Consider the following 13,645-nt stretch of genomic DNA (forward strand, 5'->3'; position numbering starts at 1 on the left):
TTTAACATTAAGGGAGAACAGACTAATAAAGCATTAAAATAATGTATTAAATTTTAATACAGGAATTATTTAAACAAAAAAACATTTCAATATTAGGTTATCAACCCTAATATTAGACTACTAATTATTGTAAGAAGATTCAAACAGATTATTATTAAAACTCAAAAAATCCTTTCAAATCAGTTTCATAAAATCAACTTAAAAATAGCATTAAACTATTTGTACTAAAGGATTCTCTTTCTGTCTTAAAATCAAAAAAATCATTAAATACAGTGAGTCCAAAAAAATTAATTACAAGTATATTGCCTACACTTATTTAAGCCTATTTAGATAGGTTATTAATTACGACTAATTATAAAAAAGAAAATTACAGTATGATTCCTGTAGAAGACGCACATAAATACATTAAAACACATAGCAAACCAGCAATTGACAGATTTGACTTTAGACTGTTTTCACAACCATATAGAGTATTAGCCAAAATTTTAGGTCAAATAGAAAAAGAGAAACACGTTAATTATTATGTTGACGATTTTATTGAAGCTTTTGACAACCCTATTACTATTAATCCTTGGGCCAATCCTGAAGGTATGCGCTTAGGCATACAACTTTACGGAGTCATACAAGCGCCATATTTAGCATCGTTATGGGATTTTATTGACACACTACCCTATCAAACAGGTTATGATAAAAAAGCATTTAGATCTAAACCAAACAAAACCATTTTAATAAATAAACTAGATTATTTTATAAAGTTTTTAAACTTTAGTCGTATTGGCTTTAATGGTTTATCACTACAAGAACATTTTCAATACAGTACCTATTACCCAAACGCTAACAGTTATTTTTTAGCTACAGTATTACACAATGCAGAAGGCATGTTTGATACATTATTAGACGATATTATTCAAGGTGAAGATGAGATTGGTGGTATAAGTGCTGATATTATCAAAGCCATGCTATTGTCTGAAGACCAAAAGCATTGGGAAATGATCGGAAAACTTTTATTGGCAGCACAACGCCAAGAAGGTTTAAGACAAACCATCTTAGAGGCTTTAGATTATGCCAGTCTTGGTGCTTTTAAATATATAATCAATATTGTTATAGAAAACAACTTAACTCGATTTAGTAGTGTTACTAGAGCTATTAATACATGGTTTGGTTTAAATTGGGAAACTCCTAAAAAAACAACTTTAAATCGTGTATTAAAAACTGCTCAGTCATTAATTTTAAATCTAGCAGAAGTCGATACGCTTTTAAAAAGCAAAGATAATTTAGAAGTCTATATTGCCTTATGGTCTATTGGTATTTTAGATGTAGATCGTGCTAACATTAAAGCATTAGATATTGTTTTTACCTCAGAAGACAGAAACAAAAAGATCTTAGCCCTCTATTTTATCTATCAAACCGAAAGACGTAATGAGGCATTGGTTGACTATTTTATAACTCAGGTTGGTAAAGATTATGCTTTAGACCATTGGATGACTGTAAACTTACCAACAACAACATTAGATAATACGACTTTTGAAAAATTATTTAACGTTGCCAAAACGGTCTCTGAAAAAGACAAAACCATTGAAAGTAATATCTTTTCATGGTGGACTTTTAAACCTGGACCAAACTATTTTTTTAGATTTTTAATTAATAGTGCCACAGAGCAACAATTAGAAATTCTTGGTAAGGATTTAGACCAACTTCCAACCGAGTTTAGAGAAAACTATATCTGTAAAGTATTTCCTAAACATTACAGTTACTCTTTTTACAGTTTAAATCAAAAAACTAATAAAAAAGACCAATTAGATTTAAATCAAACGTCTTGGAAAAGAACCTTAGCTAGACAAGCGGTTTACAACCGTAATGAAATGGTGATGGCGACTGGTTTAAATATTTTTAGCAAAATGCATCTTTATGATGAAGATTTAGAGATTGCACAAGATTTATTAAGACGAAAAAGCAAAAGCTTACGCACCAACCTAATTACTTTAATAATTTCGTTAAAAACGTTTCGCATGAGGACTTGCGTAACACATTTAATATCTGCTAAAAACATAAATCAAAGACTTGCTGGTTTAGAAATCCTAACATTATTACATGACAAAAACAAAGAAACTTTGTTTATTGAAGATCAAATAAACCTTTATAACCAACGTCCTAAAATCACTATAAACGAACAGGTTTATTTAGATAAGTTTTCAGACACTAATAAAGAGTTTAATTTCAGTAATGGGTTTGGCGTCATTGACTTTTCAAATCTTACAACTTTATACCAACCTAAAAGTTGTTTTGAGAACAAAACTAGCTTTTTTGATAAATTAGGAATTTCTACTTCACAAACTTCAGGATTTAAATTCAGCGAATTTATTGATACTAATAAAATTATAATCCAAGTTAACCTATTAATAAACATTGTTAATAACCACAAAAACCACGAATATCAACATGAAGCTTATCAAGGTGAAATACAAACTTTATACATAGAAAAAGGAATACACGACATAAAACGATTAAATGAAGAGGCTTCAGCTTTGGATAAGTTACACAACATCCCATTAGCTAATTTATGGATTGAATGGTACGACAATAGTGGTTTAAATGATTTCGAATTATACGCTGTAATAAGATACTTAAACCATTGCAGTTACCCGTTTGGACACTACAAAGCTTTAGAACCTTTTTTAAGACAATACTATCCTGATTTAAACGGTTTAAATCTAAATGCAAAAGACAACTATCACGTCAAATTACACAACTATAAAACCATCTTAAAACGTTTGTTTTATGCTTACGCAGAAACTAATGTTATAGGTTCGTTTAAATTAAATGTATTAGAAGACATTATTGCTAACTTCCCTAAAAAATATAAGCTAACCAGTTTCCAAGATAATGGTTACCATTATACAACCACATTTAATTGGACCAGTATTATATTACCACTGACTCCTAATTTTGGAGTACAGTCGTTAAACCAACTGTCTAAACAAGAGCTTTTAAGATACTGGAATATCCACATGTATTTAGTTGCTCAAAATTACTCACATCCTTCAGATGCGACAAGTATTGATGTAATTACAGAAAGTAATAAAAAACCTAAAAACCTGGAATTTCCTAATATTGAAATAACAATTAAGCTATATCAAGAGGGATTAATAAATGTAGACGACTTACTCTTTCAAGCACTACATTCTAGCAGTTTAATGACCATTATTGATGGTGGATTTAATTACAGAATGAACTACAAAAAAGGACTCAAACAAAACATGATTCCTAAACACGTCTTTCAGCCTTTAAAAACTAATTTATTAGAAACAGAGTTAGAACGAGGTGATCTTCCAACACCTGCTTCAGGATACGTTAGTGCGATTCATAAAGTTGAAGGTGTAGATTATGTCTTCAGGATTTTAGAACGTTTAGGCAAAGAAAACTTTGAACGTGGCTACAGCTATTATGGTGACAGTAAAAAATCTAAGTTTAGTGCCTTACTAAAAAAGACCATTTTTAAAGAAACTGAAGACTATGCAGACTTTGCTAAATGTGCAGATCAAGCTAAAATCCCTAAAAAACGATTAATAGAGCTTGCTTGTTATGCCACACAATGGGCTGATGTAGTTGGTCGATATTTAAAAATAGATCGTCTTGAAAATGCTGTTTGGTGGTTTCAGGCTCATGCTTCAGATTATATGAATAGTGAAAAGGAAACTATAATTTCACGTTATTCAGAAATCCCTAAAAACGATTTCAACCTTGGTGCTATAGATATAGATTGGTTTAACAAAGTATACAACAGCTTAGGTAAAACCAACTGGAAACTGCTTCACGAAGCAGCCAAATACATATCTGATGGTAATGGTCACAGACAAGTAAAATTATACTCTAGTGTCATGTTAGGCGAAGTTAAAATCACTGAAACCCTAAAAAAAATCAAAGATAAGCGTGATAAAGACTACGTTCGTGCATTAGGTTTAATTCCTTTAAGCAAAACTGTTCCAGAAAAGGACGTTTTAAAGCGTTATAATGTATTGCAAGACTTTTTAAAACAAAGTAAACAGTTTGGTGCACAAAGACAAGAAAGCGAAGCCATTGCTGTTACTATAGCATTAGATAATTTATCTAGAAATGCTGGTTATAAAGATCGTGTTAGGTTTGGCTGGGCAATGGAAGCTAAAGCCACTAAAGCTATTATGGATCAAGCATTACTAAGCATTGATAATACTGAAATGGAACTAGTCATTAATGCTATAGGTAAAGCTGATATTAAGGTTACCAAAGCTGGTAAAACCTTAAAAGCGATTCCTGCCAAATTAAGAAAAGACAAACAAGTTATTGCGCTTAAAAACAACAAAAACTATTTATCAAAACAATACAGTCGCACGCGTATATCCTTAGAAAATGCAATGGTAAACGAAGACCAATTTACTGCCTCAGAAATTGATAAGATGATGCAACATCCTATTGTAAAAGTAATGCTTAGTAAATTAGTATTAATTAACCCAGAAACAAAACTATCAGGATTTTACAACAACGGAAGTTTAACTGATACCATTGGTAAATCGCAAAAACTTACAGCAGACACTATTTTATGTATTGCACATACCTCACAGCTGTATAAGGCTGTACAATGGGATTTATATCAAAAATATTTGTTTGCAGAGCGTATTACACAACCCTTTAAACAAGTGTTTAGAGAATTGTATTTAATAACTAACGACGAGCGTGAACATAGCAACCGATCAGAGCGTTACCAAGGTCATCAAATTCAACCTAAAAAAACCGTAGCATTATTAAGAGGTCGTGGCTGGACTGTAAGCATGGAAGATGGTTTGCAAAAAGTATATCACAAACACGGTTTTATTGCTACCATGTATGCTATGGCAGATTGGTTTTCGCCTTCAGACACAGAAGCACCAACGCTAGAAGACATTTGTTTTCAATCCATTGACACTTACAAAACCATACCATTAACAGAGATTCCTTCGGTGATTTTTAGTGAAATAATGCGAGACATTGACCTTGTTGTTAGCGTTGCACACGTTGGTGGTGTAGATCCCGAAGCTAGTCATAGTACAATGCAAATGCGTGCTGCATTGGCTGAAGAGTCTGCAAGGTTATTTCAGCTTAAAAATATTACGGTTAAAGAGCGTCACATATTTATAAAAGGAACCTTTGGAGAGTACAGTATACATTTAGGTAGTGGACAAGTTAGTAAAAATGGACTAGCTTTATCTATCATACCTGTACATAGTCAACACAGAGGTCGACTATTTTTACCTTTTGTTGATGAAGACCCAAAATCTGCCGAAATTATTTCTAAGATGAAACTACTTTCTGAAGACAATACAATACAAGATCCAACAATTTTAGCTCAAATAAACAGTTAATTTTAAAACAATAATGGCGTTACCACACTTAGGTGTGGTCGGGCTTTTGTTGCAAGTCCTCGTGCTATCGCACTGTGGGCTTTTCACGACAATCCCTAACGCAAAAAAACATCCAATGCAACTAACATTACAACTTAAAAGAATAGGCAAAAAAAAGGAGAAACTTGTTCCGTTTACTCTGGATAAAACACCTAAAACTTTAGAGCAATTATTAATTGCTTGTGTCACAAATCAAGTAGAAGCATTTAACAACAAACGGTTAGAAATAAACGTCGTCGGTTTTTTAAGTCCTTCAGAAATACAACATCAAGCTACAACCGGAAAAGTAGATTTTGGTGAAATAACTAATAAAACGCTTGCTAATTTACAGCAATCCATAGACAATGTATTACTTGCTTTTCAGGATGGACTATTTGTTGTTTTTATAGACGACAGTCCAATAACAGACTTAAAAACAGCCATAACTATAACTTCAGATAGTCAAATTGCTTTTATCAGAATGACATTTTTAGTTGGTACCTATTGGTAGAAGATTTAATAATGACCACTAAAATCTTAAAAAAACAATTAACAACACTAATTGTTAACCACAATAAAACATGAAGCAACTTATTAGCTAACACAAATTTAAGTAACGAAGCTTCCAATTATTGGGATGTCACTTTGCAACCTACTCACATTTTGATTACTACTTTTAATAACACTTTCAGTTTTAAATATGTAATATTCACATTTGACGTTAATTTTGGTCTGTCTTATAATAATGATTACAAGCGATTTACAAAACAAATTTCTGGACATGGTAATTACCAACAGTTAGACGCTAACAACATTGTACTTCAAACTTTAATTCTAGATTAAAATGTTATAATTTAAAAGGAATAATTACATAGTTTTGCAAAAAAAACTTCAGTATTAAAAAGTAATAATTTTGAAATGATTACAATCACAAAAGCCAAACCAGAACATTCAAAATTAATAGCAACCCTTGGTAAACAAACCTTTTTTGAATCGCATGGTCACAGTGCTTCAAAAAAAGATGTTGCAAATTTTATTAGCAAAACATATAACGAAGCTACTGTTTTAAAAGAATTTGAAAATAAAAATAGCGTATACCATTTATTGTATGTTGACCAAACATTGGCTGGTTTTTCTAAAATCCAATTACAAACACCAAACATCAATATTAGTGACCAAAACATCACCAAATTAGATAGAATATATCTCCTTGAAGCTTTTCACGGTAAACAATTAGGGGCTAGATTATTAGATTTCAATATTAAACTATCAAAGCAAAATAATCAAAATGGATTATGGTTAGTTGTTTGGGTAGAGAATCATAAAGCTATTAATTTTTATAAAAAGAAAGGATTTGAAATAGTAGGTGTTTATGATTTTAAAATATCTGAAACACATAGCAATCCTAATCATGTTATGTTTTTAAAACACTAACACTTCCCTACTCCAATACAAGATTAAACAATTAACAAACAACAATATAAAATACTAATCTTGAAAAAAAAAGATTAACAACTAAATCTTTAAATCGCTGAATTCCGTGATACAAAAAGTAAGTCACTTGTATAATTTTGTTTAAAACAATCAAACATAATTATTATGAGTAACACCATTCACGGTCCAGAAAAAACACCAGAAGAAATAGAAAAAATAGTAGAACAAACTAAAAATAGTGATCAAAAAATATATCCTATTTTAAAGCCTAGCAATTGGGTTGGTTTAAAAGCTGGAGCATTAAGCTCGACATTAATTCCTGCCGAAGGTGAAACTAATGGCGTTGTAATTGGTTATGGTATGGATACACCAGACAACTTTGTGTTTTTAACTAATCAACATTTAGAAACTATGGATGGTAAGCAAATTACAAAAGAGGCTTTTGAAAATTTAGAACGTTATGATAGCGATTTTGAATTAGTTGGAGCTTTAAACAATAAAGCACTTGCTACCAACGGTAAAGACTTTTCTAGCGAGATCATACTTTCTAAATCTCACATGCTTAAAGCGCATGCTATGTTAGAGGCTGAAGAGTTATTGGTATCAATACCACGCAGGACCTGTATGACTATTGTTTCTAGACAAGCAGATGAAGACACACTAAATAAATTTGCTTACCTACATAACCATACCTGGAATGATGACAGCTTTGGGAATGCACCTATAACAAATTCGTTTTTTATTGTAAAAGCAGGAACCATTGTTGGACACATACCGTTGTAATAAATAACCATTGGTTTAAAACACTTTTTCTTAATTTATAAATTATAATATTTTGAAATATCTAGACTTTAGTATTAATGCCAGAGTACAAAACTTAATGGTAGACGTTTTTGATGCGGTAAGTGCATCAAAAGAATCGGACATAAAAATTAACGAATTATTAGACACCAGAAGTATTTTTGAGCTTGTTTTTGAAATTGTAAATACGACAGATTTTTATAATCATGATGATAATTTCATGCTAATAAAGTCTTTAAATATTGATACCAAAACACAAAATAAAGAAGAAGCGCTATTTAATACCTGGATGACTATGGGTAAAAATCTAAACACTTCTAAAACACAAGAAGAATTTAATGCAAAATTCGCCTTATTTGTACCCATTATTTTAAAACGTATGGAAGCAATAAATAATATATCTGCTTAAACCATTTTAACTGAATTACAAGCAAATAAAAACCATAAAAAAAGCCCTTTTACATCATTGTAATCGGGCTTTTTTATTATTTAGGAGTAACTAAAGCTTACTAAGAATAAGCTTTAATTAGTTTGTTTAACGTCATTTTTGTTTTATACAAGCTACCATCATCATGACGAAAAATATATAGCGTTTTACTATCGTGTCTGTCAATAAACAATAAATCACCTTCTGTATTTTCACCAATGGTAAGGCTTGCAGATAACATTAACATAGACCACTGTTTTCCTTTTTGATCGTAAACCGTTGGTCCTAAAATGTTTTTTAAAGTATTTACATAGGCTTTTAAAGCTCTAACTTTACTTACTTCCATACCATCTATGGTTGTTAGAGCAATCATTTCTTCAAAACTAAATAGTTTAAAATCCTCCTCTTCAACAGTAACTGTTCTTGGTTTTTCTTTAATAAAATTGCTATAGTGTTTTGTAAATAAATTATCAGCTAGATTAACGTTGTCTACGATTAAATCTTCATTCATATTTTAACTCTTTAATACATTATTTATTAGTGTTTTCTTTAGTTTTTGTATCAACAATCTGCAACAATGTTGGCATTCTGTAGTTTCCGTGCATACGTTGTATGGCGTTGCAAATGGCAGCTGTATCAACACCTATAGATGTGACGTATAATGGTTTTTTACTTTCACCACGAAACACTTTTTTAAACACCGAAGTTTTAGACACAAACTCTGACTTAGCAATGCCAACAACAGGGATTTTACCTTCTAAAGCCTGGTACAAATAACCACCTAAACCCAAATGTTTTTCTTCTAAAATAACGTAACCATCAACAATTATTAAGTCTACTGTTTCTAAATTCACTTGTTTAAGCAAGCTTAAAATACATGGTAATTCGCGTTTGTAAAAAGATCCTGGTTGGTAATCGGCTACACCTTCAATAATATCGGTATAAATTTTTGTTGGTTCGTCGTCTTCCCAATCGTCAAAACTTACCGCAATGGTTTTGGCTTTTCCGTCGTAATAATAGGTGTCAAAAGCAAGTATCATGTGTTTAATTATTTAAAAAGAACACACCCGAATCTAGCATCCCGATTGGATGTTTTGTGCGCTCGGTCCAGTCTTCATTATTTAATATACTATTGGGTTGTAGCTGTATTTTTGTCTCTAAACTGTTTCTACCAACTTGTATTATTTGCTCTTCTATATTAGACGTAGTGCTGTTGAAAACATCTCGATAGACCTCATCAAAATGCATTAGTAGTATTTGGGTTTTATCTTCAATTTTATAAATATCCAAGACTTTAAAATAGGCTCCAGAAGCAATTAAATGAAATCCATATTTAGCCACTTCAGGATTTATGGCTCCTAAATTTGAAGCGTTATTTGAAGCAATAGCAAAGCGTACAGTTTTAGCTAAACCTTCAGCTTGATTAGAGACATCTGTAAAACCACGCTCTTGTATAATTTGATTTATTTTATAGCGTGTAACCAAATGTTCTGCAAGCTCGCAATCTCTGTAATACATGGTTAAACCTGAAAATGTATGTTGATAGGCTTGTTCTATCTTTGTGTTTTCCATAACTTTTTATTGTGATAATTTTAGTGTAATTACCCAAACATAGTGGTGTCTTCAAAAGTTTCACCATCAAAAGATTGAGCAATTAATGTATGGTAACCAAACATACCATCTTCATTAAAAAACACATCTATTAAATCTGTTGAAGTAAAATTTATAGTTGTAATGGTTAGTTTGCTTATAAATGCCTCTTTAGTTAATTGCGGATACCCTTCGTCTTCATCTGCCCAATTATCATTATAATTATCTAAAAAGTCTCTAGTAATAGCTTCTATTGCAAGTTGTTTATAGGCTTTAAAATTGCTTGCTACATTGTTAGCTAATGCTAAAGTTTCGTTTAAAGTCGCATCATCAGGACTTAATCTAAATACAATAGCATCTTCATTAAACGATAATACTATTTTGTAACTACCTTCTAAATCTGGGTCTTTCTCAAGGTTATTTGTAGTGATTTTCATAATTCTGATTACTTATTACCATGTTCTAATAGGTTCGTCTTTCCAAATCACCAATCTAAAATCTTCGTAATGCTGACCTGTTCCTATAGTATGATTATCTCGCAATCCTTTATCCAATTGCAGTTTATGTAACATTCCAGAGTATGATCCTACCCATAATGTCTTCTCATCTTCAGAAATAGTCATTCCGCTAATGGTAGATCCTAAAAAGTATTTCCAAATGCAATCTCCTTTAGCATCTATAGCTTTTATATAACCGTAAGCATCACCTAAAATGTAGTATTTTGAAGTCGCTATACCACAATACACACGCATACCATCATCAATAACCGTAAAATCCTCACTGTCTTGATAAGCTTCGACACTAATCGTTTCAAGGTCTGAGGTATCTACACCAATAGTAACACCGTTGTAAAAATGACAAGAATTTGTAATTAGCTGATTATCATTTTTAGAAAACAAACAAAAATGCGGATAAGACGATTGTGGTCCAATATCTCCTAATTGCGCTCCATTGCTATTTAAAATACGATGATCGTAACATTGATCGCCAACAACTATATACTTATTATCATTTGACAGTGTTGCATTTTCCATATCTAAATATGGTTCCCATTCTTCATCTTCTGGATCAGGTAAAGGATGAATCCTATGCTCTGTTTCATTTGAAATAATAAAAATCCCATCTGATGATACTAGCAAGACTTTTTTACCATCGTTAAACGGAATCAAATCTGTTATTGCTATATCTTTTGTGTCTTTTAATTGAAACGTTGATATTATTTCACCTTCCCAACCTTGAGTGGTTACAATAGCATTATTTGAAGCTATAGCAAATACATTGTTTTGTTTGGATTTACCTATAATATCTATTGAAGCATCCAACTCTAAAACAGTGGTATTATCAAGAATATAAGCTTGACGTTTTTGATATGCAGAACCAACCAAAAACACAATTTTTTGTTTCGTTATAAAATTGAGTTGCGAAATACTTTGTCCTTTATCTTTTAAAAATTTTAATAAAGGTGTGTGTGCTGGCGGAAAATCTTGTCTAAACTGCGCAACTGTATTGTTAGTATTAGCATCCTTTAAAAGTTGAAAAACAGCATCAGACAAATGGTCTCTTTCATCTTTAGGGTCTTCTCCTTTCCAATTCTCCCAACCATTGGTATCGCCAAATTTAACCATCTCATTTACAGCAATAGCATATTGACTACCCAAGGTATTCCATTCTGTTTTTATCTCGTTTATTTTCTGATTGGTTAGTTTCATTTTTTATACGTTTAATGTTATAGCACTAAAGTTCTTCATTAGTTGTTCAAAATTATAATTAAATGTTATCGTTTTAATCACTGAAACTAATGATATCTGTAAATAACCACATTAGACTTTTATGAAAACCTAACAGTCAGCTACAACCACTCTGCATCTATTCCTGAGGCAATCATCTCATCATACGCAGTATCTGTTGCATAACATAATGTGGCTTTTTTTAAATTATTAAAATGCTTAACATCTTCACTGGTTTTAATGTCCCAATAGTCTACAGCTCCACCAGAAAATGGTGATAAATTCATATAAATATCATTACCTCCATCCTGATAAATTTCGGTTAAAGCAGGTGCCAAGCGTTTAGGGATTGGTAAGTCTTTAAAATACTGTTCTACTTCAGGGATTTGATTATATCCTTCTTCATCTATATTAATGTCACGTTTTTTGTACCATTTAGCAAATTCGTAAATATCAAATTTAGGTTTAAGCAACTCTTTATTATACATTAACTCTTCTATAACAGATAACTTAAAACCAAAATCTTCAAAAGGTATTATCGCTTCCTCTAAAGGTCTAATGGTGTATTTGTCTTCTGGTATGCCTTCACTTTTATCATAAGGTTTATAAGTGCTTACTTCAATAGCATTAACCCCTTGTTCATCTACATCAAACCAAGCACTAATGGTATTAGAGACTAATGCACCTCCATCATCACCTTCAAAAAGCTTAACACACTCTTTTTTATTGGTTTTATAATATTCAATAATATCATGATTATGATATTCAAATTGGCCATTAAAATGGTTTGTAGGACTAAAATTATAACCATCAGGTTTAAAATTAGCGGTTAAAGACTCTGCTAAAATTCCGTTTTTAGAATAACACGTAATTCCTAAATCATCCCAAGTATATATGGTATTATTTTTAGTTTTAAATGCTCTAAAATCATGATCTAAAACTCTTTTTAAAGCGCTAATAGAAACCGGAAATTGGATAGCTACAGTATTTATCTGAAGTCCAATAGATGATAATTGTAGTGAAGTCATAAATAAATTTAGTGTTACAAATATGCTTTATTTACTTTGATTTTTTCTAACTGTTTTCAGTGATATTTATTTTATTAAAAATTAAAATCATTAGTTTCAGTGATAAAAACTTACAACGACTAAACTACTTTAGCACATTCAAAATTTATACTAAAATGAAGACAATCGTAGATTATACAGATCTTGTAAAAGACATGAAGTGGGAAGATTTTAATTTTGAAACCATCTCTATCAATACCTTACCAAAACTAGATAACCCAACACATTATAAAAACAGTTTTATTTTTAGAGATGCTTTATTACAAGCTATAAAAGACCATTTTAATCAAGCCGTATTTAAACTATTATTTATCACTCCTGATCAGAGTTTAACCAGAAAATTTTATGGCATTGCGTTTTTAGACAACAAAACTATTGCAACTGTAAACTTTAAAGTAACGCCTACTTTTAAGACTTGGTTTGACGCTATTGACAAAAAGGACAAACACCAACAAACAGATTCCTCAAACATATATTCGTTTGCTGATAACTTATTTAGTAAACAACCGTCGTCTAATTATGATAAGGAGTTAATCATAAAAAATACAGGCGAATTTATTATGCATCAGATACCCAATCAATTTATTGCAGAACAATTGACTAAAGAAAAAACCGATTTTATTACGCCTTACATTGAGTTAGACGTGACTTATAATTTGGATGATATTAAAACGAGTTTTGAAACCTTAGTAGCTAAAAAAAACTTAATCGTTACACCTGCAAAAAATAACGATACTGCTTATGCTAAGTTTAAAAACGAAGCTGGTTTTGACTTTCCTGAGATTTTAAAATCATTTTTAACCTTGCATAATGGTATTAAAAACACTGCTTTTATGTCTGCCGAGCAAATTGTACTTGAATGGGTGAATTGGAAAATGATTTATGACGATTGGACACAAGGCGATTTGTTAGATAACTACAGTACAAATGAAGGTAAAGCCTTATTAATGTACACAACACCCTATTGGATTCCGTTTTTTGACTTACAAAACGGAAACTTTTTAGCTATGGATTTTGCGCCAAATACAAAAGGGGTTCCAGGACAAATCATCAGGTTTGGTGCAGATCAAGAAATTGGTTACATAGAAGATAAAAACTTAAACAGTTTTTTATTAAACCTTGCTAATGATCAGTCTGATATCGAAGATTTTGAGTGGCTACAGACTAACTAGAATAGCAACTCAACCAACCCTAGTTTACTACAAA

At 31.2% G+C, this 13,645-nt stretch carries 13 protein-coding genes; 7 read left to right on the forward strand and 6 right to left on the reverse strand.

The features are described 5' to 3' along the window. Nucleotides 1-374: 374 nt before the first annotated feature. The 6 genes from ITB9_RS04520 (at nucleotide 375) to ITB9_RS04545 (ending at nucleotide 8,037) form a co-directional block, all read left to right on the forward strand. A complete protein-coding gene (locus ITB9_RS04520; protein WP_054851323.1) occupies nucleotides 375-5,375 on the forward strand; it encodes a DUF4132 domain-containing protein in 5,001 nt (1,666 codons plus the stop codon). 115 nt (nucleotides 5,376-5,490) lie between these two features. Then, the gene (locus ITB9_RS04525; RefSeq protein ID WP_054851324.1) at nucleotides 5,491-5,904 is read left to right on the forward strand and encodes a hypothetical protein; all 414 of its coding nucleotides are present in this window, start codon (nucleotides 5,491-5,493) and stop codon (nucleotides 5,902-5,904) included. 152 nt (nucleotides 5,905-6,056) lie between these two features. Further along, the gene (locus ITB9_RS04530) at nucleotides 6,057-6,236 is read left to right on the forward strand and encodes a hypothetical protein (protein ID WP_054851325.1); all 180 of its coding nucleotides are present in this window, start codon (nucleotides 6,057-6,059) and stop codon (nucleotides 6,234-6,236) included. Between the two features lie 75 nt (nucleotides 6,237-6,311). After that, the gene (locus ITB9_RS04535) at nucleotides 6,312-6,827 is read left to right on the forward strand and encodes a GNAT family N-acetyltransferase (RefSeq protein WP_028291094.1); all 516 of its coding nucleotides are present in this window, start codon (nucleotides 6,312-6,314) and stop codon (nucleotides 6,825-6,827) included. Between the two features lie 165 nt (nucleotides 6,828-6,992). Further along, nucleotides 6,993-7,610: a hypothetical protein gene (locus tag ITB9_RS04540; RefSeq protein ID WP_028291095.1), complete on the forward strand. Its 618-nt coding sequence runs from the start codon at nucleotides 6,993-6,995 to the stop codon at nucleotides 7,608-7,610. A 52-nt stretch (nucleotides 7,611-7,662) separates the two neighbouring features. Beyond that, complete coding sequence (locus ITB9_RS04545) at nucleotides 7,663-8,037, forward strand: hypothetical protein (RefSeq protein ID WP_028291096.1); 375 nt, start codon at nucleotides 7,663-7,665, stop codon at nucleotides 8,035-8,037. A 100-nt stretch (nucleotides 8,038-8,137) separates the two neighbouring features. Here ITB9_RS04545 and ITB9_RS04550 read toward each other — a convergent pair whose 3' ends face one another. From ITB9_RS04550 to ITB9_RS04575, 6 genes are all read right to left on the reverse strand, one after another. Next, complete coding sequence (locus ITB9_RS04550; RefSeq protein ID WP_028291097.1) at nucleotides 8,138-8,566, reverse strand: hypothetical protein; 429 nt, start codon at nucleotides 8,564-8,566, stop codon at nucleotides 8,138-8,140. A 19-nt stretch (nucleotides 8,567-8,585) separates the two neighbouring features. After that, entirely contained in the window at nucleotides 8,586-9,095 is a 510-nt protein-coding gene (locus ITB9_RS04555; RefSeq protein WP_054851326.1) for an endonuclease V, read from the reverse strand. 4 nt (nucleotides 9,096-9,099) lie between these two features. Further along, nucleotides 9,100-9,627 (reverse strand): hypothetical protein, encoded by a 528-nt coding sequence (locus ITB9_RS04560; RefSeq protein WP_054851327.1) that lies wholly within the window; start codon nucleotides 9,625-9,627, stop codon nucleotides 9,100-9,102. 29 nt (nucleotides 9,628-9,656) lie between these two features. Then, nucleotides 9,657-10,082, reverse strand: a complete 426-nt coding sequence (locus tag ITB9_RS04565) for a DUF2262 domain-containing protein (protein ID WP_054851328.1) — start codon at nucleotides 10,080-10,082, stop codon at nucleotides 9,657-9,659. Between the two features lie 15 nt (nucleotides 10,083-10,097). After that, nucleotides 10,098-11,354 (reverse strand): hypothetical protein, encoded by a 1,257-nt coding sequence (locus ITB9_RS04570; RefSeq protein ID WP_054851329.1) that lies wholly within the window; start codon nucleotides 11,352-11,354, stop codon nucleotides 10,098-10,100. A 140-nt stretch (nucleotides 11,355-11,494) separates the two neighbouring features. Then, nucleotides 11,495-12,400, reverse strand: coding sequence for a hypothetical protein (locus ITB9_RS04575; protein WP_054851330.1), 906 nt, complete (start codon nucleotides 12,398-12,400; stop codon nucleotides 11,495-11,497). Nucleotides 12,401-12,555: 155 nt separating this feature from the next. Here ITB9_RS04575 and ITB9_RS04580 point away from each other — a divergent pair, with 155 nt between their 5' ends. Further along, complete coding sequence (locus tag ITB9_RS04580; protein WP_054851331.1) at nucleotides 12,556-13,611, forward strand: SMI1/KNR4 family protein; 1,056 nt, start codon at nucleotides 12,556-12,558, stop codon at nucleotides 13,609-13,611. Nucleotides 13,612-13,645: the final 34 nt, after the last annotated feature.

The organism is Olleya sp. ITB9 (assembly GCF_001315805.1).
Taxonomy (GTDB): domain Bacteria; phylum Bacteroidota; class Bacteroidia; order Flavobacteriales; family Flavobacteriaceae; genus Olleya; species Olleya sediminilitoris.